The organism is Variovorax paradoxus, assembly GCF_009498455.1.
GTDB classification, from domain to species: domain Bacteria; phylum Pseudomonadota; class Gammaproteobacteria; order Burkholderiales; family Burkholderiaceae_C; genus Variovorax; species Variovorax paradoxus_H.
Window position 1 is genome coordinate 4,449,903 of the sequence record NZ_CP045644.1, and the last position, 25,493, is coordinate 4,475,395.

At 65.3% G+C, this 25,493-nt stretch carries 32 protein-coding genes; 8 read left to right on the plus strand and 24 right to left on the minus strand.

What is annotated here, in order from left to right; translation table 11 throughout:
* Window positions 1-6: 6 nt before the first annotated feature.
* The 3 genes from GFK26_RS20430 to GFK26_RS20440 are packed head-to-tail and all read right to left on the minus strand — an operon-like array spanning window position 7 to window position 2,903.
* Window positions 7-933, minus strand: coding sequence for an ABC transporter substrate-binding protein (locus GFK26_RS20430; protein ID WP_153283586.1), 927 nt, complete (start codon window positions 931-933; stop codon window positions 7-9).
* Between the two features lie 21 nt (window positions 934-954).
* On the minus strand, window positions 955-1,806 hold the full coding sequence (locus GFK26_RS20435; RefSeq protein WP_153283587.1) for a PA4780 family RIO1-like protein kinase: 852 nt from the start codon (window positions 1,804-1,806) through the stop codon (window positions 955-957).
* Window positions 1,803-2,903, minus strand: a complete 1,101-nt coding sequence (locus tag GFK26_RS20440; RefSeq protein ID WP_153283588.1) for an N-acetyltransferase — start codon at window positions 2,901-2,903, stop codon at window positions 1,803-1,805. The genes GFK26_RS20435 and GFK26_RS20440 overlap by 4 nt, the downstream gene beginning before the upstream one ends.
* Before the next feature lie 338 nt (window positions 2,904-3,241).
* Between GFK26_RS20440 and GFK26_RS20445 the strand changes: the two genes are divergently transcribed.
* On the plus strand, window positions 3,242-4,054 hold the full coding sequence (locus tag GFK26_RS20445) for an ankyrin repeat domain-containing protein (protein WP_153283589.1): 813 nt from the start codon (window positions 3,242-3,244) through the stop codon (window positions 4,052-4,054).
* Window positions 4,055-4,057: 3 nt separating this feature from the next.
* On the opposite strand, the gene GFK26_RS20450 is transcribed toward GFK26_RS20445, so the two are convergent.
* A complete protein-coding gene (locus GFK26_RS20450) occupies window positions 4,058-5,479 on the minus strand; it encodes a PLP-dependent aminotransferase family protein (RefSeq protein ID WP_153283590.1) in 1,422 nt (473 codons plus the stop codon).
* 96 nt (window positions 5,480-5,575) lie between these two features.
* On the opposite strand from GFK26_RS20450, the gene GFK26_RS20455 reads away from it, so the two are divergent.
* The 4 genes from GFK26_RS20455 to GFK26_RS20470 all read left to right on the plus strand — a co-directional run bounded on the left by GFK26_RS20455 (window position 5,576) and on the right by GFK26_RS20470 (window position 7,845).
* On the plus strand, window positions 5,576-6,319 hold the full coding sequence (locus GFK26_RS20455; RefSeq protein ID WP_153283591.1) for an NAD-dependent epimerase/dehydratase family protein: 744 nt from the start codon (window positions 5,576-5,578) through the stop codon (window positions 6,317-6,319).
* Window positions 6,316-6,840, plus strand: coding sequence for a cupin domain-containing protein (locus GFK26_RS20460; protein WP_153283592.1), 525 nt, complete (start codon window positions 6,316-6,318; stop codon window positions 6,838-6,840). Before GFK26_RS20455 ends, GFK26_RS20460 begins: the two co-directional genes overlap by 4 nt.
* 34 nt (window positions 6,841-6,874) lie before the next feature.
* Window positions 6,875-7,210 (plus strand): SMR family transporter, encoded by a 336-nt coding sequence (locus tag GFK26_RS20465; protein ID WP_101489956.1) that lies wholly within the window; start codon window positions 6,875-6,877, stop codon window positions 7,208-7,210.
* 254 nt (window positions 7,211-7,464) lie between these two features.
* Window positions 7,465-7,845 carry a helicase SNF2 gene (locus GFK26_RS20470; RefSeq protein WP_153283593.1) on the plus strand — a complete coding sequence of 127 codons (381 nt, stop codon included), beginning with the start codon at window positions 7,465-7,467 and terminating at the stop codon, window positions 7,843-7,845.
* Between the two features lie 119 nt (window positions 7,846-7,964).
* Here GFK26_RS20470 and GFK26_RS20475 read toward each other — a convergent pair whose 3' ends face one another.
* Both GFK26_RS20475 and GFK26_RS20480 read right to left on the minus strand, forming a co-directional pair.
* Window positions 7,965-8,354, minus strand: coding sequence for a DUF427 domain-containing protein (locus tag GFK26_RS20475; RefSeq protein ID WP_153283594.1), 390 nt, complete (start codon window positions 8,352-8,354; stop codon window positions 7,965-7,967).
* Window positions 8,355-8,449: 95 nt separating this feature from the next.
* On the minus strand, window positions 8,450-9,268 hold the full coding sequence (locus tag GFK26_RS20480; RefSeq protein WP_153283595.1) for an NAD(P)H-dependent oxidoreductase: 819 nt from the start codon (window positions 9,266-9,268) through the stop codon (window positions 8,450-8,452).
* An 88-nt stretch (window positions 9,269-9,356) separates the two neighbouring features.
* Between GFK26_RS20480 and GFK26_RS20485 the strand changes: the two genes are divergently transcribed.
* Both GFK26_RS20485 and GFK26_RS20490 read left to right on the plus strand, forming a co-directional pair.
* Window positions 9,357-10,250, plus strand: a complete 894-nt coding sequence (locus GFK26_RS20485; protein ID WP_153283596.1) for a LysR family transcriptional regulator — start codon at window positions 9,357-9,359, stop codon at window positions 10,248-10,250.
* 189 nt (window positions 10,251-10,439) lie between these two features.
* On the plus strand, window positions 10,440-10,751 hold the full coding sequence (locus GFK26_RS20490) for a hypothetical protein (protein WP_153283597.1): 312 nt from the start codon (window positions 10,440-10,442) through the stop codon (window positions 10,749-10,751).
* A 98-nt stretch (window positions 10,752-10,849) separates the two neighbouring features.
* Here GFK26_RS20490 and GFK26_RS20495 read toward each other — a convergent pair whose 3' ends face one another.
* The 10 genes from GFK26_RS20495 to GFK26_RS20540 form a co-directional block, all read right to left on the minus strand.
* On the minus strand, window positions 10,850-11,236 hold the full coding sequence (locus tag GFK26_RS20495) for a VOC family protein (protein WP_153283598.1): 387 nt from the start codon (window positions 11,234-11,236) through the stop codon (window positions 10,850-10,852).
* 190 nt (window positions 11,237-11,426) lie between these two features.
* Window positions 11,427-12,239 (minus strand): TSUP family transporter, encoded by an 813-nt coding sequence (locus GFK26_RS20500; RefSeq protein WP_153283599.1) that lies wholly within the window; start codon window positions 12,237-12,239, stop codon window positions 11,427-11,429.
* A 14-nt stretch (window positions 12,240-12,253) separates the two neighbouring features.
* The gene (locus GFK26_RS20505) at window positions 12,254-13,360 is read right to left on the minus strand and encodes a hypothetical protein (RefSeq protein ID WP_153283600.1); all 1,107 of its coding nucleotides are present in this window, start codon (window positions 13,358-13,360) and stop codon (window positions 12,254-12,256) included.
* Window positions 13,361-13,665: 305 nt separating this feature from the next.
* Window positions 13,666-14,367, minus strand: a complete 702-nt coding sequence (locus GFK26_RS20510) for a phytanoyl-CoA dioxygenase family protein (RefSeq protein WP_153283601.1) — start codon at window positions 14,365-14,367, stop codon at window positions 13,666-13,668.
* A gap of 127 nt (window positions 14,368-14,494) precedes the next feature.
* Complete coding sequence (locus GFK26_RS20515; RefSeq protein ID WP_228121716.1) at window positions 14,495-17,002, minus strand: TonB-dependent siderophore receptor; 2,508 nt, start codon at window positions 17,000-17,002, stop codon at window positions 14,495-14,497.
* A gap of 140 nt (window positions 17,003-17,142) precedes the next feature.
* Window positions 17,143-18,138, minus strand: a complete 996-nt coding sequence (locus GFK26_RS20520) for a FecR domain-containing protein (protein ID WP_228121717.1) — start codon at window positions 18,136-18,138, stop codon at window positions 17,143-17,145.
* A complete protein-coding gene (locus GFK26_RS20525; RefSeq protein WP_153283602.1) occupies window positions 18,135-18,659 on the minus strand; it encodes a sigma-70 family RNA polymerase sigma factor in 525 nt (174 codons plus the stop codon). The genes GFK26_RS20520 and GFK26_RS20525 overlap by 4 nt, the downstream gene beginning before the upstream one ends.
* A 73-nt stretch (window positions 18,660-18,732) precedes the next feature.
* Window positions 18,733-19,104 carry a VOC family protein gene (locus GFK26_RS20530; protein WP_153283603.1) on the minus strand — a complete coding sequence of 124 codons (372 nt, stop codon included), beginning with the start codon at window positions 19,102-19,104 and terminating at the stop codon, window positions 18,733-18,735.
* 44 nt (window positions 19,105-19,148) lie between these two features.
* Window positions 19,149-19,709: a hypothetical protein gene (locus tag GFK26_RS20535; protein ID WP_153283604.1), complete on the minus strand. Its 561-nt coding sequence runs from the start codon at window positions 19,707-19,709 to the stop codon at window positions 19,149-19,151.
* A gap of 21 nt (window positions 19,710-19,730) precedes the next feature.
* Window positions 19,731-19,940 carry a DUF4287 domain-containing protein gene (locus GFK26_RS20540; RefSeq protein WP_101489970.1) on the minus strand — a complete coding sequence of 70 codons (210 nt, stop codon included), beginning with the start codon at window positions 19,938-19,940 and terminating at the stop codon, window positions 19,731-19,733.
* A gap of 69 nt (window positions 19,941-20,009) precedes the next feature.
* On the opposite strand from GFK26_RS20540, the gene GFK26_RS20545 reads away from it, so the two are divergent.
* Window positions 20,010-20,219, plus strand: coding sequence for a hypothetical protein (locus GFK26_RS20545; protein ID WP_153283605.1), 210 nt, complete (start codon window positions 20,010-20,012; stop codon window positions 20,217-20,219).
* Here GFK26_RS20545 and GFK26_RS20550 read toward each other — a convergent pair.
* The 8 genes from GFK26_RS20550 to GFK26_RS20590 all read right to left on the minus strand — a co-directional run bounded on the left by GFK26_RS20550 (window position 20,216) and on the right by GFK26_RS20590 (window position 25,445).
* On the minus strand, window positions 20,216-20,917 hold the full coding sequence (locus GFK26_RS20550) for a DUF2711 family protein (protein WP_153283606.1): 702 nt from the start codon (window positions 20,915-20,917) through the stop codon (window positions 20,216-20,218). The genes GFK26_RS20545 and GFK26_RS20550 overlap by 4 nt on opposite strands.
* A gap of 73 nt (window positions 20,918-20,990) precedes the next feature.
* A complete protein-coding gene (locus GFK26_RS20555; protein ID WP_153283607.1) occupies window positions 20,991-21,293 on the minus strand; it encodes a hypothetical protein in 303 nt (100 codons plus the stop codon).
* Between the two features lie 151 nt (window positions 21,294-21,444).
* Window positions 21,445-21,693 carry a DUF1272 domain-containing protein gene (locus GFK26_RS20560; RefSeq protein ID WP_153283608.1) on the minus strand — a complete coding sequence of 83 codons (249 nt, stop codon included), beginning with the start codon at window positions 21,691-21,693 and terminating at the stop codon, window positions 21,445-21,447.
* Between the two features lie 111 nt (window positions 21,694-21,804).
* Window positions 21,805-22,254 (minus strand): GNAT family N-acetyltransferase, encoded by a 450-nt coding sequence (locus tag GFK26_RS20565; RefSeq protein WP_153283609.1) that lies wholly within the window; start codon window positions 22,252-22,254, stop codon window positions 21,805-21,807.
* Window positions 22,255-22,274: 20 nt separating this feature from the next.
* Window positions 22,275-22,598 (minus strand): hypothetical protein, encoded by a 324-nt coding sequence (locus GFK26_RS20570; protein WP_153283610.1) that lies wholly within the window; start codon window positions 22,596-22,598, stop codon window positions 22,275-22,277.
* Window positions 22,599-22,602: 4 nt separating this feature from the next.
* A complete protein-coding gene (locus GFK26_RS20575; protein WP_228121718.1) occupies window positions 22,603-23,130 on the minus strand; it encodes an AAA family ATPase in 528 nt (175 codons plus the stop codon).
* Entirely contained in the window at window positions 23,127-24,194 is a 1,068-nt protein-coding gene (locus GFK26_RS20580) for a PDDEXK nuclease domain-containing protein (protein ID WP_153283611.1), read from the minus strand. The genes GFK26_RS20575 and GFK26_RS20580 overlap by 4 nt, the downstream gene beginning before the upstream one ends.
* Window positions 24,195-24,950: 756 nt before the next feature.
* Window positions 24,951-25,445: an Lrp/AsnC family transcriptional regulator gene (locus tag GFK26_RS20590; protein ID WP_175497044.1), complete on the minus strand. Its 495-nt coding sequence runs from the start codon at window positions 25,443-25,445 to the stop codon at window positions 24,951-24,953.
* Window positions 25,446-25,493: the final 48 nt, after the last annotated feature.

Sequence of the window (25,493 nt, forward strand, 5' to 3'; positions counted from 1 at the left end):
TGCAAGTCAGTTGCGCGGTGCATCCAGCGACGCAAGGCAATTCACGATGGCATCGGCCGCCTCGTCGAGCCGCGGGCCGGGCCGCATCATCAGGTCGAAGCGCGCCGAGGCAAAGCTGCAGACGCGTCCGCGCTGGATGGCCGACATGGCCGACCAGCCGGGCCGCGCGGCCATCGCCGAGATTTCGCCGAGGGCCGAAACCATCAGCACGTCGGGGTTGGCGCGCACCACGAACTCGGGGTTCATCTTCGGGAAAGGGCCGAGCGAGCCCGGCACCGCGTTGGCCAGGCCCAGACGCGCCAGGGTCTCGCCGATGAAGGAGCTTTCGCTCGCAGCGGCGACGCCGCCATGCACCTCGAAGTACACGCGCCGGCCTTGCCAGTTCAGCGGCACGCGGGCGCGCGCTGCATTCAGCCGGGCATCGAGGGTGCGCCAGAAGGCCTCGCCCGTGCCCGGCTTGCCGGTGGCGCGGGCGACGGTTTCCATCACGCGGCGCATGTCGGCATGGGTCTTGGCGTCGAGCGCCAGCACCTTGATGCCCAGGCGTTCCAGTGCTTCTGCGGCGCGGCTGCGCGGTCGCAGCAGCACGAGGTCGGGCCTGAGCGCGACGATGCGCTCGATGTTCGCGTCGTCCATGCCGCCCACTTGCGGCAGGCCCTTCACCGCCGCCGGCCAGTTGGCGTGGCGGTCGATGCCCACGAGCCGGTCGCAGGCGTCGAGCGCGCAGACCGTTTCGGTGAGCGAGGGCATCAGCGAGACGATGCGTTTGGCGGGCGTCTGCAGCTCGAGCACGCGGCCGCGGTCGTCTTCCAGGCGGATGGTGCCCGCGTGCGCCGCCGGGCCCAGGCCCAGTGCCACGAAGGCCGCGGCCCGGGCGATGTGGCGGGCGGCGGTTGAAAAGGGTTGGCGCAGGGGCAGGGCGTGGGAAGTCATCGGGCGGGCGGAAGCAGCCCGCTATTGTCGCGGCGTCTGCATCCGCAACAGCCGCGCCGCTTCTTCCGCACGCGCGTCGTCCACCTCGCGCAGCACGTTGCTGAGATCGACGGGGCCGGTCTCGCGCACGAAGGTGCCCGTGAGTTCGGTTTCCGGCCGCAGCAGGCCGCGCTCGTAGAGTTGCCAGATCTCGTCGCCGTAGTGCGTCTTCAGCAGCGCGGGCGCGTACTGTCCGAAGAAGTTGCGCAGGTTCTCCACGTCGCGCAGCAGCATGCGCTTGGCGTGGTTGTTGCCCGCTGCGTCGACCGCCTGCGGCAGGTCGATGATCACCGGGCCGTCTTCGGCCAGCAGCACGTTGAACTCCGACAGGTCGCCGTGCACGATGCCGGCGCAGAGCATGCGCATCACTTCCTTGAGCAGGCTGGCGTGGTGCAGCAGCGCGTCTTCGGGCGAGAAGGCCACGTCGTTCAGGCGCGGGGCGGCGTCGCCGTGGGCATCGGTCACCAGGTCCATGAGCAGCACGCCTTCGAGGAAGTTGTGCGGCGTGGGCACGCGCACGCCGGCCGCGGCCAGGCGGTAGAGCGCATCGACCTCGGCGCTCTGCCAGATGGCCTCGGTGACCTGGCGGCCGAATTTCGTGCCCTTGGCCATGGCGCGCGCCTCGCGCGTGTTCTTCACGCGGCGGTTCTCGGTGTAGTCGACGGCCTGGCGGAAGCTGCGCTTGTCGGCTTCCTTGTAGATCTTGGCGCAGCGCGTCTCGTCGCCGCAGCGCACGACATAGACCATGGCTTCCTTGCCGCTCATGAGCTGGCGCACGACGCTGTCGATGAGGCCCTCGTCGACGAGGGATTGCAGTCTGGGGGGTGTCTTCATGTGTGCGCCTCCGGCACAGCCAGGGGGTGGGTCGAGAGGAAGGCCCTCAGGCTTTCCGTGCCGATCTGGTAGACCGCATCATGCCTGTGCGCGGCGAAGCCGAGCCGGCGGTTGATGGCGAGCATGGGCGCGTTGGCCTCTGCGTTGGTGGTGATGGCCATCACCACCTCGGGGTGCCGCTCGCGCACGAGCTGCAACATGATCGCCTTCACGCCCTTGGCCAGGCCCTTGCCGCGCCAATGGCGGGCAACGCCGGTGAGGCGCTGGAACATGCGGTCCGGGTACAGCTGGTTCCAGCTGGCGTCGCACACGGCGGCCACCTCGTCGTTGGCGTCGCGCAGCAGCACGAGAAAGTGCTCACCACCGCGGCGGTCGATTTCGGCATACCAGGCGTGGAAGCCTTCGAGTTCGAAGCGCATCGGCGCGCGTTCGAGCGCGCTGGTGGGCGCGTCTTCGAGCAGCGCGGACAGCGGCGCCATCAGCGTGGCCAGCCGATCGAAGGGCACGCGGCCTGCGTGGATCTCGAGGCGCAGCCCGTGCGCGGGCGCAAGGGCATCGGCGCGCCAACGCGCGAGCGTCGCCCAGTCGAGGCTGTCGAAGGCCATGCGGTTCTCGATGCTGCGGTGCTTCTCGGTCGCGCCGATGGCCGCGAGGAACGCCCGGCCTTCCGACAGGTGGGCCTTGAAGGTCGCGGTGGTCGGGCCGCGGGCTTCCATCAGCGCCAGCAGCCGGTGCAGCAAGGTGCTGGCCACGCCTTGGCGTTGGTGCGATCGCAGCACGCCGCCCCACACATCGACGAAGGGCGCGAAGGCCGCATAGTCGGGCGAGCCTTCGCGGCGCACGCCCATGTTGAGGCTGCCGACGATGCGCCCCTGCGCGTCTCGCGCGAGCACGCGGTGCACCACGTACAGCGGTGTGTGCTGTTGCACGTTCTGCTGGGTGTGAGCGTCGTCGGGCTGCGGTTCGCCCGGAAAGTCTTCGTCATGGCGCTGGCGCCAGTAGGCCAGCGCCTGCGTCCATTCTTCAGCGGACGCCCGCTGCGGATCGAAAGGAGAAGTCGTGAACTGCCGCGCATCGGCGGCACGGGTTTCAAGCATGGTGAGCCTTGATTCGAAAAGGGAACGAACCGCACGCGGCACGCATGTGCCGGCGTGGCGTTGTCTGAATCGGACGGCGTGTCGCGGCAGAACACCGCGAGGGTCGAACGGGCTGGCTGGTGGTGCCTTCAGCGGCACCTGGTGCGCGGGGAGCGCGTCAGCAGCGGTTCGGATGCGACCCGGCAAACCGTACGTGGGCGGGAGAGTGAATAGCAGTGTCTTCCATCGCGCACCTCCAATCCGGTTTGTTGATCGAGGCGTCGAATGTAGCGAGGTTCGCACGGTCTGTGAAGTGCAACGCGCCTGCGGCAGAATCCAAAAAACCAACAGGGGATGCCATGAATCCGAAGAAGATCTTCGACGCGGCGAGCGAAGCCGATGTCGACACGGTGCGCGCCTGCATCGAGGCCGGGGCCGACCTGGCCGCCGTCAACAAGCAAGGCTTCACCGCACTGCAGTGCGCCGCGATGGGCACGAACGAATCCGAGCTCGAACCGATCCTTGCCGTGCTGCAACTGCTGCTCGACGCCGGCAGCCCGCTCGAATACGCCGGCACCGACAGCCGCACCGCGCTGTACCTCGCGGCCGAGTTCTCGCCGACCACAGAGCCCGTGCAACTGCTCATCGATGCGGGCGCGAACCCCGACGTGAGCGACAGCCACGGCAACCACATCACGGAGAACGCGATGGAGGAAGAGGTCGCCGAGTTGCTGTCGCGCATCACCGGCCACGCGCTGCCCGAACCACCGCCGCCCGAACCTGATCCGGTGAAGATGAGCACCGCGCAGTGGCGCGCGGCCGAAGCGCGCATCGCCGAGGTGTTCGACGCGCTGACGCAAGCTGGCCTGGTCGCACTGCAGGATGCGGGCGACACGCAGTCCGATGGCTTCTCCGATTGCTCCGAAGCGTTCCGCGAGCGCGGCGGCAAGAAGGCCGGCGTGCACGGCTTCTGCTTCTACACACGGCAGGACCAGAACCGCGCCAAGCGCACGAGCCAGCTCTCGCTCGCGTTCTGGGGCGCGCCCGAAGGCGGCGATGCCGACATGCAGCGCGTCGGCGAACTCGTGGTCGGCGAGTTCCGCAACGCGGGCTTCGAGGTGCGCTGGAACGGCGCGTCGTCGATGCGGCCTGAAGTCGATCTGCGCGCCTGAGCCTCAGCCCAACGCCGCGCGCAACCGCGTGGCGAGCTGTCGCGCCTGGGTCGGCGTGGCAACGTTGGTGAAACCCATCAGCAGTCCTTGGCCGTCGAAGGCCGCTGTCCCCCGGGCCGACAGCGGCTGGCAGCTCAGGCCGGCCTCTTGCGCGCGACGGGCCAGCACGAGGTCGCTCTCGGTGCGCGCATCGAAGCGCGCAATCAGGTGCATGCCGCCAGCCTGCAGATCGATGCGCACGCCGTCGCCGAAAGCCTTCTGCAATGCCTCGACCAGCAGGGCGCGTCGGCGCGCATAGAGCAGGCGCATCTTCTTCAGGTGGCGCGAGAAATGCCCGTCACGCATGAAGTCAGCCACCGTGGCCTGCGTGATCTGCGGGCAGCCGTTGGAGGCGATGCGCGCCGCCTCCTCGAAGCGCGCACGCAGCGATTCGGGCACCACCAGGTAGCCCAGCGCCAGCCCGGGATACAGCACCTTCGAGAAGCTGCCCGCGTACAGCACGCGGTCGTGCCCGTCGAGGCTCTTGAGCGCGGGCAGCGGCGCGCCGGCGTAGCGGTACTCGCCGTCGTAGTCGTCTTCGACGATCCAGGCCTTGGCGCGCGAGGCCCATTCGAGCAGCTGCAGCCGGCGCGCCAGCGACATCGACACGCCCAGCGGCGCCTGGTGCGAAGGCGTGACGATCGCCATGCGCGCCTTCGGCGAGCGTCGCACGCCCCGCGCGACGACCAGCCCTTCGTCGTCCACCGGCACGGGCACCACGCGCTGGCCGGCGCTGCGCAGCACGTCGTGCGTGGGGGCGAAGCCGGGGTCTTCGGTCCACACGCGGTCGTCCTTCGCGAGCAGCGTGCGCGCCACGAGCGCGAGCGACGCGCGGTAGCCGCCGGTGACGAAGACCTGCGCAGGCTGGCAAACCACGCCGCGCGACACCAGCAGGTAGGCCGCGATGGCCTCGCGCAGCGGTGCGTAGCCCGCGGGGTCGCCATAGAACAGGTCGGCCGCACCCATGGCGCGCGCGCGGCGGGCGACCAGGCGCGCCCAGAGCTTGCGCGGAAAGGCATCGAGTGCAGGGATGCCGAGTTGCAGCGGGGGCGGGGCGATCGGTCCGGCCAGTGCAGGCGCATCGACGACGGAGCGCGAACCGGCGCGCACGGCGCGCTGCACCGGCAGCGACGGCGACACCACCGTGCCCGCCTGCCCCTGCGCGGAGAAATAGCCTTCGCCCGCGAGCTGGCTGTAGGCCGCCTCGACCGTGCCGCGCGCCACGCCCAGCTCGCCCGCCAGGCTGCGCGCCGACGCCACGCGGTCGCCGGGGCGGAGCACGCCGCGCTCGATCGCCGTGCGAAAGCGCTCGTAGACCTGGCGGTGCAGCGGGATCGACGTCGAGCGATCGATGCCGGGGATGGCATTGCTTGGTGGGTTGATCATGGCCCACTCATTCTGACGATTCTTGGTTCTTTCGTCTGGTGCATCGAAATCCTAAGCTCGTGGCTTCGAACAGCCAGCAGGAAAGAAGGACACGCAATGGGCGAGAAGGTATTCGTGGCGGGCGCGACCGGGGCCGTGGGCTCCGCGCTGATACCGCTGTTGGTCGACGCCGGCCACGCGGTGTACGGCGGCACCCGCCGTGCCGATCGTGCGGCGGCGCTGGAGGCACGCGGTGTGACGCCGGTCGTCGTCGACGTGTTCGACGCGCTGGCCTTGCGCGACGCACTGGTGCGCATTGCGCCCGCGGTCGTCATTCACCAGCTCACCGATTTGCCGCAAGACCTGAACCCGGCGCTCATGGCCGAGGCGGTGGTCCGCAATGCACGCGTGCGCATCGAGGGCACGCGGCACCTCGTGGCGGCGGCGCTGGCGGCCGGCGCGACGCAGGTGATTGCGCAGAGCATCGCCTGGGCCTATGCACCCGGACCGACGCCGCACACCGAAGACGATCCACTCGATCTCGCAGCCGAAGGCGGTCGCCGCATCAGCATCGACGGCGTGGTGGCGCTGGAGCGCAGCGTGCGCGGTGCCGTCGGGCTCACGGGAACGGTGCTGCGCTATGGGCAACTGTATGGGCCCGGCACGTCGAACGCGGCACCCAAGGGCGCGAGCCCGGTGCATGTGGAGGCCGCGGCCTGGGCCGCGTTGCTTGCGATGCGGCATGCGCGGGGCGGCGTCTTCAACATTGCAGAGGGCAGCCCCGAGGTCAGCAGCGAGAAGGCCAAGCGCGAGCTGGGCTGGCATGCGGCGCTGCGGCGGTCGCAGGAGGTCGCGTCATGAAGGCCGTGCGTCTGTCTCACACACCGTCGATCCTTGCAGGGCTGTTGCTGGTGCTCGCCGCCAGTTGGGCGCTGATGCCGCGCACGGGCCAGCAGGAGGCCGTGCAGTGGTTCGCCGATGTGTGCAGCGCGGTGGCGCGGCCGATGTTCGCGTCGGCCCCCGTGCCCGCGGGCTCGCAGGCCACGGCGCGGCCGGCGACGCAGGTCAAGGTGCTGTCGTGCGAGGCACTGCCGAATGTGCCCGGCAAGTCGGTGACGACGGTGCTGGTCGACTTTCCGCCGCTGGCCTATTCGCCGGCGCATCGGCATCCGGGCTCGGTGACGGCGATCATTCTCGAAGGCACCATCCGCTCGCAACTGGGCGGCGGCCCCGTGGGCACCTTCCAGAGCGGAGAAACCTTCTTCGAGCCGCCCAACACGCTGCACATGTTCGCGGAGAACCCCGACCCGGTAAAGCCTGCGAAGCTCATGGCGGTGTTCGTCACCGACACCAACTGCGGCCCGCTGCTGCTGCCGCCCTGATCGGCCTCGCATCGCGCGCGATTAAAGTCCGGCGATGACCCTGACCTATGCCTACCTCGCTGTCGCGATCGTCGTCGAAGTGCTCGCGACCAGCTTTCTCAAGGCCTCGGACAGCTTCACGAAACTCTGGCCCAGTGTGGCCACGGTGGTGGGCTACGCGGTGTCCTTCTACTTTCTCTCGCTCGCACTGCGCGTGCTGCCCACCGGCATCGCCTATGCGATCTGGTCGGGCGTGGGCATCGTGCTGATCTCGGTCGTGAGCTGGCTTTGGTTCGGCCAGACGCTCGACGCACCGGCCATCGTCGGGCTGGGGCTGATCATCGCGGGCGTGGTGGTGGTCAACGTGTTCTCGAAGTCGGTGGGGCACTGACCTGGGGGTTGAGGCTCCGGCGCGCCGCATTGTTTCCGTTTCGGGAACGCCGTGGTTCCTTTTGCTGCGGGTTTTTACCTAGATCTCGCCGCACAATTCATCTCACGGACCGGCCCCCAAGCAGATCCGGATGAACAGGCCCCGAGCGAGTTGGCCGCCCTTCCAAAAGAGGGACGGTGACCCACCCAAGACCGGTTCAACCCCTCCAAGTCAAACACTTGAACCACTGAACTGAATTGAAGAAGGAAACCGACATGACCGCCTCCAAGCTCCTCTCCGCCGTTGCCGTTGCCCTGATGGCCGTTGCCGGCGCCGCCCACGCTGAAACCTACGAAGGCGTGCATCGCCTGACCTCGGCCGCCAGCCGCGCCGATGTCGCCGCAGAAGCCGTGGTGGCCGCACGCAGCGCCAACCCCTACGCCACCGGCGCCGATGCAGGCCCTGCCCAGGTGTTCGTCTCGACCGTGAGCCGCGACGCCGTCCGCGCCCAGGCCGTGGTCGCCGCTCGCAGCGAGAACCCCTACAGCGAAGCCGTGACTTCCCGCGTGGCCCCGGTGCTGGCCAGCGGCCTGGACCGCGCCTCGGTGCGTGCCGAAGCCCGCGCCGCTGCACGCGGTGACGCACTGCCGCTGTAATTGATGGGTATCAGGCGCGCACACCTTGCCCCATGGCGAGGTGTCAGCGGGTCAGAGAAAGAAAAACCGGCCTTGCGAAAGCAAGGGCCGGTTTTTTCACAAACGGGGTGAAGCCGTCGTCAGAAGCAGCGTTCTTCGATCGTGCCCACGCGGTCCGGATAGAAGGCCACGTAGTCCTTGATCGGTGCGACCGAGTCGTAGGGCGACTCGTAGGTCCATACCGCATTCACCGAGCGCTCGCCGCCGGCCGGAATGCTGTAGTACGCGCACTCGCCCTTGTACGGGCAGTAGGTCGCGTGCGCGGTGCGCTCCAGCAGCGACATGCGCACGTCCTTGCGCGGGAGGTAGTGCACCGTGCCGAAATGCGACTCGCGCAATGTCAGCGCATCGCGCGAGTCGGCAATCACATGCCCTCCCACGGACACCACCACGCGCAACGGATTCGGCGTGATGGCGATCGCATGGTCGGGGCCCGGAATCTTGACGGTGCGTTCTGGCGTGGCGAACATGGACAAGCTCCTTCGGACGAATCGGCGGATGCGCATCTTGCTGCGTTGTCGCGACGATTTGAAGTCTCCTGCAAATCCACCTGTTCCTGGCGTGGTTAAAGGCCGTGGCGTTCGGAAACCAAAGTTTCAGATTCGCTGCTTTTGCGGTGTACCCCGAAGCCCGCGCGCCCCGGCGCGAGGTGTTCGCGCAGCGTGAGCGCCGGAATTTCGTAGTCGCCCCCGTTCTGTGGGCGAAACGGAATCGGGTCGGTGGTCCACAGCGTATCGAGCCGTTCGCCCAGCTCACCGGTGATGCGCTCATAGGCTGCACCATCGACCTTGTCCGTGCGGTGCACCACGAAGGGCGGCAGCACGTCGAAGCCCGGGTAGTAGAGGATGCCGTGGTGAATGGGGAACAGCAGCTCGTCCATCGGCCCGTTGATGCCGCGGGGGGTGTAGTGCGAGGCCCAGCCGCCGGTCGTCACCACGAGCATCGCGCGCTTGCCGGCCAGCGTGCCTTCGCCGAAGCGATCGCCCCAGTGTGTGTCTGAATGTTCGCCCACGCCGTAGGCAAAACCATAGGCGTAGATGCGCTCGATCCAGCCCTTGAGGATGGCGGGCATCGAGTACCACCACAGCGGGAACTGCAGGATCACCGCGTCGGCCCACAGCAGCTTCTCTTGCTCTGCGGCGATGTCCGCGGTCTGCGTGCCGCCCTCGAAGGCCTGCAGCGAATCGCGCACGGGGTCGAAGGGCGCGGTGGTGTCGCGCGCCGGAAAGTCGTCGGCGTCGAGCGCGGGCTTCCAGCGCATCGCGTACAGGTCGGACACGCGCACGGAGTGGCCCGCACGGGTGAGGCGTTCGACCATGAAGCGATGGAGCGAGCCGTTCAGCGAGGCGGCTTCGGGATGGGCAATGACCAGCAGGATGTTCACGGTGTGATGAGGTTCGAGTGAAGATGCCCTCAGGTTAGGAGTCGTGGCGTTATATTGGAAATGAATAGTTTGAATGCCAGGTATCGCCATGAACAATTTCAGCCGCCTCGACCTCAACCTGCTGGTCACGCTCGACACCTTGCTGGCCGAGCGCAACGTGACCCGCGCGGCCGAGCGCCTGAACCTTTCGCAGCCCTCGGTGAGCGTGCAGCTCGCCAAGCTGCGCGAGCTCTTCAACGACCCGCTGCTCGTGCCCGCGCAACGCGGCATGCGGCCCACCGCGCGCGCCGACGAACTGCGCGAGCCGCTGCGCGAAGCCCTCGCATCGCTGGGCCGCGCGGTGGCGCCCAGCCAGCCTTTCGACCCGGCCCAGGCGACCACCACCTGGCGCGTGGCCGCGGCCGACTACGCCGAGTCGGCCATCCTGCTGCCGGCGCTGGCCGGGCTGCGTGAGGCCGCACCGAACACCCGGCTCGCCGTGGTCGAGGCCGTGCCGACGCGCATGGCGCGCCAGCTCGAGCAGGCGGAGATCGACCTGTTCTTTCACACCAGCGTGGGCGCGCCGACCGGCCTGCACCGGCGCGTGCTGTTCCACGAGCGCTATGTGCTGGCCGGCCGGGCAGGGCACCCGCGCCTGAAGCGCCGGCCCACGCTCGCGCAGTTCTGCGCGCTGGAGCATGTGGTGGTGTCGCTGGGCGGCGGCGGTTTTGTCGGCCCCACCGACGAGGCGCTGGCGGCGCAGGGCCTCACGCGGCGCGTGGCGCTGTCGGTGCCGCACTTCCTGTTCATGATGTCCGTGCTCGCCAGCACCGACATGGTCGCGATGCTGCCCGAGCGCCTGGCGCGCGGCGCGCCGGGGCTGCGCGTGGTGGAGGCACCGCTGGAGGTGCCGGGCTACGAGATGGCGATGCTGTGGCACGAGCGGCGGCATCGCGACCCGGGGCATCGGTGGCTGCGAGAGCAGATTGCGGCGAGCTTGTAGATCCCTTCGCAGGTGCGCCAGCCGGCGAGCGGCCAAGCGCTTCGAGCGGCAGGCCCCGAGGCTTCTGCGGTCGGCCAGCCGCCGCCCTTCGCGTGCGTCGGCTTTTCGGATTGACGACGGGGAACTGCTGCCGCGGGCGTACAGTCGAACCGCAGCCCTGTCGGGGCTCTGCACGAATGGAGGTCGAAGATGGCCCAGCATGCAATTACCGCTGTTCACTTCAAGGATGGGAAGATGGACCTCGTCGCCATTCACCCGGTCGTGGAGAAGGAGTTCGGCTCGACGGAGTTTTCCCTGGGCACGGCACAGCGAATCAGCGTCGGCGAATGCGCCAAGCTCGTTGCTGCCGGCGAGGAGGTATGCCTTGCCCGGCGCACTGAAAACCATGGCTGGGAAATCGTTTGCGACGTCAGGCTCTTGCCGGGTGGAACCGAGTTCACTGGCGTCGACATTGCGGATCGTCCCAACGATGCCTTGCAGCACCTTCCTGCGTGGGACTAGATCACCGGGCGCTTGCGCCGGATGGCCCTTTGAGGGGCTGCAAGCAAGTCGTCGCCGGCAAGTTCAGCCGGCGACACCCGCTGCTCACCGCGAGCCGGCTATGCGGGCGCAAGGTCCTCGTGGATGCAAAGGAAGTTGCCTTCCGTGTCCTTGAACCACGCCGCTTTTTCCGAGCCGAGCACGCAGACATGGTCGACGGTTTTCAGATCGGGAAAGTCGTAGTCCTCGAACACCACCCCCGCGCGCTGCAGCTTCGCGACGCTGGCGGCGATGTCCGGCACGTGGAAGCTGATCGCCGTGTGGTCGGCCTTCGTCCCCTCGGGTTTCGGGAACAGCGCCAGCGTGCTGCCGCCCACCGTGTAGACAAACTTTCCGTCTGGCCGCAAGCCACCGGCCTTCAAACCCAGGCAGCCCTCGTAGAAAGCACGCGCGCGGTCCATGTCCTTCACTGGAAGCATGGTCGTGACAGTGGAGTCGGACAACATGGCCAGTCCTTTCGCACAGCTCGGCGCAGCGGGTGCCGCTTGGCGGCGTTGCCTTGGCTGGCCGAGCGGTGGTCAGCTTACGCTTGCGGGCGGTGCGATGCCAGCGCGGTGGGTACCCTGTTCAGTGAATGCGACCTCACGACGTGCCGCTCCTGGGGTGCAAGAGATGGCACCCGACTTTCAAGGGAGCTCAGGTACTGCCCGCAATCCATCGGTAGACCGGATGCGCGGGGTCCAGCATCAGCTTGAAGGCGATGGCGCAACAGACCACCATGAGCAACGGCCTGATGAGTTTCGCGCCAGCCCGGATCGCCAGCTTGGAGCCCACCTGCGCACCGATGAATGCACCCAATCCCATGACCACGCCGATGCGCCAGTGCACCAAGCCCTGGAAGAGGTAGATGGAGAGCGACCCGAGTATCGATGCGAGGTTCAGCAACTTCGTATGGGCCGTCGCGCGAACGACCCCATAGCCCAGAAGAAGAACGAACGCGATCATGAAGAACGATCCGGTGCCGGGGCCGAAGGCGCCGTCATAGAAGCCGATCACAACGGCTGCGGTTGCGCAAAAGGCCGCCATGGAAATTCGCTGTTCGGCATCGTCGTCGGTCATCTTGGGCGACAACGCGAAATAGAGCGCCATGGTGATCAGCAGGAACGGCAGGCCGTTTCGGACCAGCTGTTGAGGGACCGAACTGACCACCAACGCCCCGATGACCGAGCCGAAGCAAGCCAGGAGGGCCGCAGGCCAGATCCGGTGCCACTCGATCAGGCCGGCCCGCGCAAAGTTTCTTGTTGCGGAGACAGCACCCAATGTCGCCTGCAGCTTGCTCGTTGCGATGGCAGACACGGGGTCCAGCCCGGCAATGACAAGCGCGGGGACCGTGATCAGGCCACCCCCTCCCGCGATCGCATCGAACGCCCCCGCCAGGAATGCGACGCCGGCAAGGATGAAAAGAATGGAAAGCGAGTGATCGCCGATCAGAAAACTGATGGTGTCCATGACATGCGAGGAGTTCATCCCTGCACAAGCAGAGGGTCGTCGGACAAGACGATTTCCTGCGCGGCGGGCGAATACCCGAACATGCGGATCAAGAGCCGCCGGTTGTCCTCGATCTCGTCACGGCAATGCAAGGCCTTGTGGTTGTTGATCACGATCGCCTTTGAAGGCTGAAGCGCCAGCCGCACCATGTCTGTGCGACGAACCTCGTCTGTCAAGACCTGGAACGCGTTCTTGATAGGAGGTGGGGCCTCTTCGCTCACCGAAAAACGGTACGAGTTGTATCGAAGCGAGAACGTCCCCTTCCCGTCGATCTCGAGTATCGAGACATCCGCACCAGCTTCTCCTTTGTCCGCGGCAAACGAATCGGTTCGCGTGAACTGGAACACCTTCGCTGTCAGGGCTAGTGCATGGTGAGCGCCAATCCTTTCGATGACTCTGTGCATCGGGAGGATCGCTGTGGGCTCGCTCTTCGGGTTCCAACGGGCGGTGAGAACGAGCGCACAAGGCGCAGGCGAGTGCGAGCCGGATGGGGAAAACGAGCAGTGGTATGGGGGCTCCGTGTGCGCACTCAGCGCCAAGCCCGTGTGCGAGGAAAGCTCTAGGGCTCCCAGATCCGGCTCTTCCGTGAGCTTGGTTTTTCCTCCGCCTTTGAAGTTACCGACCATTCGGACCAGCTCGTTGCTGTCGAGGTCGAATGCGAATGCGCGGTGCTCGACGAGGTTGAGCAGAATCTGGCTTCGCGACGCCAGCCTGAGGCAATGGAAGTCTTCCTGAAGCAGGCTGAGTTCGGGCAGCTCGGCAGGCAAGTCGCCAACGGTCGGGTCGAGCATCCCTTCAAAGATCAGAAGAGAAAGTTCGCCGTCGGCAAAGCGCTTTGCGGCGGCGGTTTGCGAGGCATCAAGGGTCTCGCAGATCGCTGTGGCAGATGCCCGCGCCATGGATTGCGTGCCCGCCGCTTGTGGGCCTCCGTTCTTCGCAATCTCCGTTGCTGAGTTTTCCAGCATCTCAGCCTGCAACCTGGTGAAGGTGAGGACTTCAACGTCCGAGAAATTTTCTTCTATGGACTCTCGTCGCCTGACAGGAAGCAAGCTTCCTTCGCTCAATTCCGGCTGAACTCTCATCGGCTTTCTCCCTTGTATTCAAAGGGCTCAAACCTCTACCGCGACAGATTGATTGATGGCGTCGTTGAAACCAAAAACTATCACCGAGCCGCGAAGGCTGAGCCGATGGGAAGTATCTGGTCAGCGCATCTCGCTCCCAAGCCTTGATTCCCGCTCTCTGGGAATCGATCTGTCATTTGCTTGGGTGTTATTGACAATGTGTGCCGAAACAGAAGGAGCACGTCCCGCTGCGGGGAAGGCGGGATCGAACTTCGTCAACGCGGGGCCTTCGAAGGGGAGTCCATCCGGGGCTGTCCAAGGCCACCTCAGGTATTCATGAAGCAGCGCGTCGTCGCCATCATCCGCACGTTCTTCGTCGCGTTGACCGACGGCGTGTGCAAGAGGCGCAGGTCCATCAGGAAGACGTCGCCTGCGCGCCCCGACATCTCGACGAGGCCGATGCCCAGCGGGTGAAGTTGCTGCTTCAGGTCGCCGGTCGTCTTCAGCACCTGCCGCAGCGCCGAAGCCGAAGGCCATCCCGGCGTGCCGACGCGATGCGAGCCGGCCAGCGCCAGGGTCGCGCCGCCGCCCGGCGCCACATCGTCGATCAGGAAGAAGGCCTGGATGCCCGGCAGGGGATCTTGCGGTGATGCCGAGACGTCGACATGCCAGTTCAAGCCTGTGAAGGTCGAGGCGCCTTGAAGAGGCGGCGAGAGCAGGAGCTGCGTGTCCTGGATGGCTGTGGGCGCGCGCCCGCCGAGTTGGGTGACGCAGTCGATCAGCTGCGGCGTCACCAGCGCTTCATGCACGCCGGGCACCTCGACCAGCGCGGACAGCTTGCCGATCTGCTGGAAGAGCGGGAATTTCTGCAGCGAGCTCGACAGGCCCTTGCCGCCAGGCAAGGCCTTCAGTCGCTTGATCTCATCGTGCAACTTCTGCCGCAGGCCCGCGATCTGTTTCTGCGGATGGAAGCCTTCCAGCCGCAGATAGCCTTTGTCGATGAAGAAGTCGGCGTGAGTTGGTTGCATTGCATGAAGCTGCCGCGCGCTCTGTCCACGCAGTCGCATCGGGTTGTAGTTCATGACGAGAAGATTTTCCGCGCTTTGGCAGCGCGAGAAAGAGGGGCGACGCCGACCGCGTGCCCCTTTCCCACCTTCACAGCTTCGGCGTGTACTTCACCGTGAACAGCACATTGCGCGGATCGCCGTAGTTGTTGTTCCCGTTGGTCTCGTTGTAGGCCGGGATGTAGTAGCGCTTGTCGAAGATGTTGTTGATGTTGACGGCCAGCGCCACCTCCGGCGTCAGCTGGTAGGCCAGGCGCGCGCTCCACACCGCGAAGCCGGGCACCTTGTACGTGCGGTCGTAGCCCAGCGTGTGGCTCTGGATGCTGAAGCCGCCGCCCACGCTGAGCCGGCTCCAGTCGCCGGGCAGTTGGTAGTTGCTCCACACGCGCAGCATGTGCTTGGGCGTCCACTGGCTGAAGACCCGGCCCTTGTTGTCCGGGTCTTCGAGGAACTTGGTGGTGTTGTAGGTGTAGCCGGCCGTGAGCTGCAGCCGCGGCGCGACCTCGCCGCTGACCTCGGCTTCGAAGCCTTGGCTGCGCACCTTGCCCGACGACTTGGAGCAGTACCAGCCGTCGCAGGCAAAGCCGCCGTCGCGATCGGTCACGGCGCGGTTGGTGTGGTCGTAGCGGAACACGGCCAGTGAGGTGTTCAGGCGGCCGTCCATCAGCTCGCCCTTCAGGCCGACTTCGTAGTTGCTGCCGATGATGGGCTTGAGCCCTTCGCCCGAGACGGTGCGCTCGGTCTGCGGCTCGAACACGTCGGTGTAGCTTGCGTAGGCCGACCATTGCTTGTTGAGCGCAAACACGAGGCCGACGTACGGCGTTACTTCGGCCGACGTGCTGACGGTGCTCCGGATGTCTGCGGTCTGGCTCGAATAGAGGTAGTCGTACCAGCTCAGCCGCGCACCGACGATGGCCGTAAGCGGCTCGGCCAGCTTGGCCCGCCAGCTGCCGTAGATGCCCTTTTGCCGCACGTCGTAGTGCGTGTGGCTCTTCGCGCCGCCGGCGGCCAGGATGGTGTCGTAGTTCTGCGCCGGGCGGTTGTGGTCGATGGCGAAGATGTTGCCGCCGCCGCTGAACCGGCGCGCATACCGGTCGGTCGACACAAACTTCGAGTAGTTGGCGCCGAGGGTCACGTCGTGTTCCATCGACAGTGCGTCGAAGCGCCCGCGCAGGTAGACGTCGAAGCCCTGCTTGCGCGAATCGAAGAGGGTGTCCCAGTCGGCGAAGTCCAGCCCGCTGCCGTCGGCCGTCACGTCGCCGTGCATGCGCTGGTGCTGCGAACTGTTCTTTTCGTTCATGCCGAGCGCGGAGAACTTCAGCTTCCACTTGTCGTTGAAGCGGTGCTCGGCGTCGACATACACGGCGGCCTGTTCGACGTCGCTGTGGTTCCACAAGGCGCCGGTGAACACGGAGCGCGGCAGGCCGATGTCGACGCCGTCCGGATAGCGCGGAAAGCCGCGCAGCATCGGACGCCCCTTGCCATGCGAGTGGCTCACGCCGAAGCCGATGGTGGTGTCGGGAGAAATGTCGTAGTCGATGGCGCCGTAGAGCGAGCGCGTCTTGCTCCACACGTAGTCGGTGAACGAGTGGCTGCGGTTCTCGTCGACCACCACGCGGCCGCGCAACGTGCCTTCGGCATTGAGCGGACCGCCGGCGTCGAGCTGCGCGCCGTAGTGGTCCCACGAGCCCGCCTTGCCGGTGAGCGTGAGCGTCTTCTCGGGCTGGCCGCGTTTGCGCACGAGGTTGATCGCGCCGCCCGGGCTGCCCGTGCCCTGCAGCAGGCCCGAGGCACCGCGCAGCACTTCCACGCGGTCGTAGAACACGGTGTCTTCGGTGGCCCAGTTGCCCAGCGAATACATGTTGCGCGGCACCGGTACGCCGTCGTACTGCCAGGCGTCGATCTGGAAGCCGCGCGACGTGAGGATCATGCCCGGCCCCACACCCTTGACGCCCACCACGCCCGTGACGTTGTTGACCGCGTCGCGCAGATCGACCAGGCCCTGGTCGTCCATGCGCTGGCGCGTGATCACGCTGACCGATTGCGGAATGTCCTTGAGCGCCTGCTTGCCTTTGCCGATGGTCAGCGCGCGCGCCGTGTACGAGCGCGTGCCTTCGGTGGTGGCGCTGCGCTCGGCCTCGGCCGTGACGGTGACCGGCGCGAGCGTGGTGCTGCCGTCGGCACCAGTATCTGCAGGGCCGCCGATGCTCGAGCGACGCAGCGCGTACGAGCCGCCTGCACCGCCCGCCGCCTCGAGGCCTGAGCCGGCCAGCAGCTGCGCGAAGCCTTCGCCCACGGCGTGCGGGCCCTGCAGGCCGGGCGAGCGCTTGCCCTGCGCGAGCGCAGGCGGAATCGTGATGCTCACGCCGGCGGATGCGGCGAAGCTCGACAGCGCCTCGTCGAGCGGGCCGGGTGCGATGTTGTAGGCCTTGCGTGCTTCGGCCTGCGTGGCCGGTGCGTTGGCCGCGCCCGGCGTTTGCGCGGCGACGGTCCCGGCGGCGGCGCACGCCATGGCGAACAGCGCGCCATGCACGGCGAGCGACAGCGCACGCAACGAGACGGCGTCGGAATCAAGGGGGGACGGTCGGCGACGGGCCATGGGTTTTTTTCTCTCCTGCAAGGGGTGTGAAGTTGCTGTTCCTCAAGGCTTCACACGCGAGGAAAGAAAAGGGGACAGGCCGCGACAGAAAAAATCGCAGCGGCCGGAATCGCCGGCACCACCCGACACCACCCGATGCCTCAACCGCCCGGCGCGACCACCGTGACCCAGTAGCGCGTGCGAAAGAGCACATCCACCGGCAAGGCCTGCGGCAGGCTGTCGAGCACCGGGCCGGTGTCGCGCAGCTGGAAGACGCCCGACACGCGCAGGTCGGCCACGGCCGGGTCGCAGCGCAGCACGCCGGGCCGGTAGCGGCCCAGCTCGGCGAGAAAGTCGTGCAGCCGCATGTTCCTGGCGCGCAAGACACCGCGCGACCAATCGTCGGCATCGGCATCTGCCGCCGTGATCTCGCCGACGGCCTTCGCGGAGAACATGGCCTGCTCGCCGGCACGCACCACTGCCGTCAGGCTGCGCGCGTCGTCGGGGCGAATCTCGACCGCGCCGTCGAGCACCGTCAGGTGGCTGCGATCGCCTTCGTGCTGCCGGACCACGAAGCGCGTGCCCAGCGCACGCAGCCGCCCCTGCGCGGTCTCGACCATGAAGGGGCGGTAGGCGGGGTCGGAAGAGGGCACTGCGTCGGACGCCGTCTCGATGAGTATTTCGCCCGCGTGCAGCCGCACCAGGCGCTGCGTCGCGCCGTAGGCCACGTCGATGGCGGTCGCGGTGTTGAGCTGGATGCGCGTGCCGTCGGCCAGGCGCAGTTCGCGGCGCTCGCCGGTGGGGGTGCGGTGGTCGGCCAGCCATTCGCGCGCCGGCGACGCACGCCACGCCAGCCAGCCGGCGGGCGCCGCGGTCAGCAGCACGGCCAGCGCCTTGACGGCCGCGCGGCGGTCGCTTCGCACCGTGCGGCCCAGCACCGGCATCGACAGCGCGCCCGGCAGCCTGCCGAACTTGCCGCTCACCTGCTCGGCGCGCTGCCAGGCCGCTTCGTGCGCGGGGTCGGCCGCGCGCCAGCGCGTCCATCGCGTGCGATCGGCCGCCGTGGCCTCGCCCGACTGCATCAGGAAGAACCATTGCGCCGCCTGCAGGGCGACCGCCTTGTCGACCACGACCGTCATCGTGCGCTGCACCGTCACGCGACCAGCAGGATGCAGCGGGCCATGGCCTCGGCCATGTAGCGCTTGACCGTGCGTTCGCTCACGCCCAGCTTCGTCGCGATGTCGGCATAGCCCAGCCCTTCGAGCTGCGCCATCAGGAAGGCCTGGCGCACCGGCGGCGCCAGGCCGTCGAGCATCGCGTCGATTTCTTGCAGGGTTTCGAGAATGATCGCCTGCTGCTCGGGCGAGGGCGCCAACGGCTCGGGCAATGCGCTCAACGCATCGAGGTAGGCCTGCTCCAACGAACGCCGGCGGTACAGGTTGGCCAGCAGCCGCTTGGCGACCACCGTCAGGTAGGCGCGCGGCTCCCGCAATTGCCAGTCGCACTGCTTCTCGGGCGTGTGGTCTGGCGCGGTGAGGATGCGCAGGAAGGTGTCTTGTGCCAGGTCTGCCGCATCGAAGGCATTGCCGAGCTTCCTGCGCAACCAGCCCTGCAACCACCCGTGGTGCTCGCTATAGAGCGTGTGGATGTGCGGGTTCAGAGCGGGATCGGCGGCCATGGCGAACGTAGTGCGGTGGCCAGGCCATCCAAATAAGAATTATTCTCATTGTATGTCGGCTGCGCACCCATGGCTACGTTCGGGGCTGCTGCACCAGTTGAAGCTCGTTGCCGGCGGGGTCGCGCAATGTGGCGAGGATGCCGCCCCATGACTGCGGCTCGGGGAGGCCGCTGAAGGCGACGCCGAGTGATGAGAGTTCGGTGTACTTCGACTGGATGTCTTCGACGTCGAAAGACAGGCCTGTGAAGCGGCCTACCAGGGCCTGGTCTTCTGGCGGGGCATCTGCTTCGACACGTTCGACCACGAGGCTCATCGGACCTGCGCCGAACACGCAGAAGCCCTGTTCGCGTCCGTCGGCCTTCAGGGGCAGGCCGAGGGTCTCTTCATAGAAGCGGGAGGCGAGAGCGAGGTCTTTGACGAAGATGCGGGCGGTGTGAAGCTGCATGGTGTCTCCTGGCTCGGGGTGAGGCGCATGCCAGGCGGGGACCTTCAGTGAAGGGCACCCGCAAGGCGCTCGAAGTGGCGCTGATAGACATTCGCGTAGTTGTTGCCGACTTGGCAGCAGGTGATGTCTCCGTAGCTCACCACGGAGAGTGTGTCTGCCCAGTTGCCGGCCCCCGTGAAATGCTCGATTTGCAGCGAATCGCCTTCGATCTGAACGACCCACCCGATCAGGAACTCGTTGAGTTCGCCGGCCTCGCATTCCACGATCATCAGCGCGTGACGCAAGCTCAGCTGCGCAATCAACGCGGGCCAACTGCGCACATCGAACTCGAATCCAAACGGCACCTGCGCTCCCAAGCCTTCCTCGAAGATCAGCTGCTTCTGAAGGCTGTTGGTGGCCGTCAATTCCACCTGCGTGATGTCCTCGGTTCTGAGTGCCATCAGGCCGTCCAGTCGGAAGTCGTAGACGTACTGAATCAGGACCAGTTCTGACGAGACCGCCAGCACGAAGCCTTGGATTTGCGAATCGTCGATGCCCGTCCGGTAGATCGAGACGAGATCACGATCCTCCAAATGCTGTTCGAGCTGCTGCTTCTGGGGTGTCATTGAGGAGCGGTAGAGCCAGCGCTACTTCTTCGCAAGAAACGCCGCAACCAACGCATTCGCATGCCCATGACCCATCTTGTGCTGGGTCTTGAGTTGGCTCACAAGCTCCATATGCTTCAGAGGTCCTGCAGCCTGAAGAATGTCCATCCAATGCGAAATCGGCTGGCCGTAGTTCTTCTCGATGGAGGGGAAGTACGAGGCAGGTCCTTTTACCTTGGCGGTCTCGGTCATGAGCGGCTCTTTCGTAGGTTGAGGTGGGGTTCGTGCAAAGCCCGAAGGAAAATCAGGAATGGTAAAGCGATGAATCGCCGCGAGGCTCTGAACTCAGTTCGTAGTCCGCCGCATGCGGAACTCGCCGCCTGCGTACAACACCAGCGCGATCACCTGGCCATTGGCAGCGCGTTCAAACTACAGTTGGATGCGCGCGTTCTTCACCAGCCCGGCGGCCAGTTCGTCTTCAACGACGAAGAAGGAAAAGTTCGTAGTCACTTGCGTACTCGTCGCCGCTAAACGCTTTGCACGCTCCAATAGATTTCGGTTTCGGGAGCGCACACGAAACCTTCCAGGGTGGGATGTCGGGCAAGGCGTTCGACGTTCGGCCTCGACGAGCAAAAAATTGTGAAGTGGCTGTCCCAATGGGCAGTCCAGAGGTTGGCCTTGTCTGGGGTGAACACACTTCCGCTCGTGAGCGCGACCTTGGCGCTTGCTGGTTTTAGATCGTCGATCCAGCAGAGCTTGCGTTCAGTGCAGAACTCGTCACCCACCCAAAGCCATTCCTGCGCGAGCGACTGTATGAACGACAGGACCGGATCCTGAATCAACTCTGGAAAAAGACCTTCAACAGGAGCAAGCAATCTGTGCTGGCTCAGCGAATTCGCTAGTACGTCGGCAAGTTCCTCGTCGGCAAAGTCCTTTCTCAGGCCGCCGATCATTGTCCTCAGTGCCACATCGATTGACGCGATCGAAGGAAATCCACAGAGGTCACGCACCTGCGACCACCGGACTGATTCAAATGTTTGGCAAAGCTCGTCCGCACTCCAGTCTTCCCGCGCGGCATTGGTCAGGTCGAACGTGGTCGACTTGGGACGCATGAACGGACTAAGAAGCACATAGGCGGCTTCAAATGCACCGTCGTAGAAGGGTAAGACGGGGCCTTCCAGTGGGCAAATGGCGTATCGGTCTGGATCGGGAAACACGCGTTGATTCATGGGCTCAGTCTAGAGCGGTCGGACCTGCCCGGTTGTGGCCGAACGGTGCTCAGGTCTATGAGCGGCGGATTGCTCAGCCGCTCACAGTCAAGCCATCTTTCCCACGGAGGATTGCGGCCAGTGCTTCCTCAATACTCTGTCGGCTCCAGTTTTCTGGCAGAAACTCGATCTCATATTTCGAGTGACCATCGAGCAACGAAGCCGCCTCCGTGCTCAACGTTGCGACAAAGCCAGACGCGTGAAGCGCAACCTCCAACCGGTCGACACGATGTACTACCTGGTCAACAACCATCACTTCGATGTCACTGGAGTCGACTCTACGAGCTAGCGAGAAACAATAGTCCTGCTTCGGGTCGTGGCAGTAGATGTATGCCATTCCATCGTAGGAACCGCTCTTTACCGAGGCACTGACAGTTGCAAGTAATCGCATTTGTTTGGTCGGAGCGAAGTATCGAAGTTGCCCGGAAGTATCGCCGAGCCGCCTGCACGAGCCTCCAGTTCGACGAACATGCCGTGACGACGGAACTTCACGATGCCGCAGCACAACCTTCAGGCTTGAACACCCGCGTGGTCGACCCCGGAAACTTCTCAAGCTTGGCCGCCGGCCGCGACGGACGCGGAAGCAACTCTCCGCCACAGTTCGGACATGTGCCTGCGAGGCGTTGGCTCGCGCATTCACTGCAGAACGTGCACTCGAAAGAACAGATGCGGGCATCGGCTGAATCCGGCGGCAAGTCTCGGTTGCAGCATTCACACCCGGGGCGCATTTGGAGCATGGCGAAACCTCTGAGAGAGTTTTGTCGCTTGAGCTTAAACGAAGGCCATGTGGCCGATGACGGAAGTCAGTCCGTCGATCCGATGGGGCCGAGCGCGACCGTCGACCAGCCTCATCGAGATCGAGCGGCTGACCAACGAACCAAAAAGCAATGCGTGTCGTTGGAGCTCTCGTGCACAAACCCATGACGCCCGTAGAGCGCTCCCACCGGGTTCCACTTCAGATGCTCCAGTCGCACCGTTTGGTTGTTTCGGTCAGCCTGCTCCAGCTGATGACGAAGCACCGCTGAACCAATGCCCGCGCGCTGAAAGGCCGGCAAGACGTAGAAATCGCCAATCCGGCGGTGACCATCGACCTCCCATGTGGCGATCGTGCCGACCGGCGTTGCACCTTTGAGAATGACCGACCACGGGCGCTCTCGCCATCTGCTCAGATGCAGGTTCCGCTGGAAGTCGTCATCCCATCCCCATCGCGCAGCAACGTAGGGGCCGAGTGCCTGTCGCTTGGTATCGAACGCAAACTCGCAATCCGAGTCGAGGGCGGCGCGCAGAGTTGGGTTCATTGAAGCTCGCTGGTTCCCATTCACAGACGGATGCCGCGACGCATGCGGTTCAAGCGGCTGCTCATCATCCACGCAACCACCGGCCCGATCACCATGCCAGCCAGGCAGCTCCACAAAACGACATGGCTCCTGAGTTCCAGCAGCCACGTGAGAACCGGGTACTGAGCGCTCACGGCCTCCGAGAAGCTCCACCAATACGAGGCGCCGCGTCCGGGTCCCGTTCGATGTTTAGTGCCGTCGAGCCAGTAGGCGGCAAGCGGTGCGAGGCCCAGATAGGCAAACATCGCCGCCCAGGGGCCGAGCACGATGGCGCCCAGAAAGGCATCGACGAAACGGGACCGCATCGATCTACCGCTCACGCACTCGCCGCCAGATCAAGTCCGCCGCCTCACCCGCACTCACAAGCGCCGAATCAACCACCAAGCGCTCCGTGCCCCAAGCCTCGTAGTCATGCCGAAGCACAGCCTCCCAGCTCGGCAACGCAAAGCCCGCAATGTCGGCCTCCCGGCTCTCCACGCGTCGGCGGTGTTCCGCAACGTCAGAGCACACGACTTCAACCTCCACCAGATGCGATGACGTCTCCGTCGCCACGGCACGCCACGCTTCACGCGTGACCGACAGCGGGTTGACGCAATCCACAACTACGGCCATGCCGAGTGAGAGGTTGGACCGAGCCAGTGCGTACGCGACGACATAGCCCGCCGGGCCCACGTCTTCAGCGTTTTCACTCGCAGTCTTCAGCGCGTGTTCGATAGCGTCGATGCGCAGGTACACCGAAGGAACACGCGCCACGAGTTCGCGCGCGATGGTGGTCTTGCCTGTGCCGGGCAGTCCGCTCAGGGCAATCAGCGTTCGATGCTTGGGTTCTCCGATCACGCTCGACCATCCTTCTTTTTGCGCGTCACTGAATCCACTTCATCCGGCGCACTCAACGCATAAAACTCATGCAACTTCGCCGCCAGCATCTGCTTGTCTGGCAGCTGCGTCTGGTATTGCGCCACCAACGCAGGCGAGAGTGTGCGGCTCAGCGCGTACTCCACCACCTCGCTGTCCTTGCTGGCGCACAGCAGCAGGCCGATGGCCGGGTTCTCGTGCGGCTTCTTCACATCGCGGTCCAGGGCTTCCAGGTAGAAGTTCAGCTTGCCCAGATGCTCGGGTTCGAAGGCGGTGACCTTCAACTCGATGGCCACCAGGCAGTTCAGGCCACGATGGAAGAACAGCAGGTCCAACGCAAAGTCTTGTGCGCCCACCTGCACCGGGTATTCGCTGCCGATGTAGCAGAAGTCCCGCCCCAGCTCGGTCAGGAACCGGCCCAGGTTCATCAAGAGGCTGCGGTGCAGCTCGGCCTCGGAGTGCGGGTCTGGCAGGGCCAGAAAGTCCAGCAGGTAGGCGTCCTTGAAGTGCTGCGCAGCCTGCGGCTGTATTTCTCTCAACGCTGTTGAGACTTTGGGCGGGTGGAGCACGGCGCGCTCGAACAGGCCGCTGTCGATCTGCCGCGCCACTTCACGCACCTGCCAGCCTTGCTGCGCCGTCATGCGCAGGTAGAACTCGCGTTCCTCCTCGCGCTTGGTGCGACTGAGAATGTGCAAATGCGAGGACCACGGAATTTCTCTCAACAGTGTTGAGAGTTTTGACCCCGGCGGATACGCCTGAAAAAACTGCCGCATGCGCCACAGGTTCTGGGCTGAAAAGCCGCGCCGGCCTGGCTCCCGCTGGGCGATGTAGGCCGCCAGTTGCTCCACGGTTCCCTTGGCCCAGCCATCGGCTTCGATGCGTTGATGCAGATACTGGCCAATGCGCCAATAGAGCTCGATCACTTCGGCGTTGACCACCTTGGCCACGCGCTGTCGCGCCCCCTGGATCAACAGGACCACCTCGCCGAAGGCAGCCTCTGAACTCGCGGCCACCGCGCGGCGCGTTGGCTTGGTCGTCTTGCTCATGCCTTCGAGCCCATCAGCAGTCCATCGAGCGGGCCTTCGGCTGCCAGGATGAAGGAGGCAATCTTGTGGTGGGTGGCTTGATCCATTTTTAGATTCTCTCGCAGCCCGGGGAGCGCTTCTCGGGGCAAGAGGTGGCGGACGGCCAAGCGAAATGGCGCATGGCTGCACGTGCGCCGTCCCCTTTTTGCCATCGCCCGCATCACCTCTGCGCAGCTCTCCCCACCTCACACGCCTGAAACAACCCCATCGCATCCCGAGCCAGCTCCGCCGCGATCCACAACACGTTGTCCAGATGCTCCGGCCCCGCATCTTCGAACCATCGGTTGCCGTCGCCGTGGCAGCACCACAGCAGCGAGTTCAGTTGCGCGAGTTTGTTTTCGAGGAGGTCCGACGGGGTGGGCCCGCAGGCGGTGTCGGGGGATGCCGGCGTGCGAGGCCGGGCTATAGTTGAAGTAGCCATTTGGTGTGCTCCTTTTCGAAAGTGTTGGCACGACTTGTGGTTAGACGGTCAGGGTGTGTCAGCACCCTGGCCGTCGCCTTTTGTGCCTCGCGTTCGCATCGATATGCATTGCCACATCGATGACCCGCCGCGAGGCGAAGCAGTCCTGCTTTCCTTGCCCACACAGCGGGGCGTCGGATGACAGGGGCATCCACTGTAGAGAAGCGCGGCGCACGCTGGTGGACCGAATGCGCCAGTAAGTCTCGAATCGCGCGGATAAGTGACGTGGCGGGCAGAAAGAGAAGAGCAGAGCGCCGTCAGATCAGCGGCACCGTCGCTTCCTTCAACACGCGCAGCACGAAGTGCGATTTGCTGTGCCGAATGCCAGGAATCTTGTAGAGCTTCTCGCGCAGCAGCCGCTCGTAGTCACGCGTGTCGCGCACGGCGATGCGGATGTAGTAGTCGTAGTCGCCCGACACGAGGTAGGCCTCCTGGATCTCGGGAATGGTGGCGAGGGTGCGGCCGAAGTCGTACAGGGTTTCGTCGGTGTGACTCTCGAGCGTGACCTGCACGATGACCGAGTCGTGGTACCCCAGCTTGGCCGGGTCGATGTCGACGGTGTAGCGCTTGATGACGCCCGATGCCTCGAGTTTCTTGATGCGCGTCCAGCAGCTGGTGGGCGACAGGCCGACCTCGTTGCCGATCTCCTGCAGGGTCTTGCGCGAGTCGAGCAGCAGCACCCGCAGGATCGCCAGATCGGTCTTGTCGAAAGATCCTTCGTTGTCTGACGATGTTTGGCGATTGGTTTTCATGTTTCGAGCTTAAACAGCCAAAAGAAAGAAGCAAATTCTGCCTCAAGA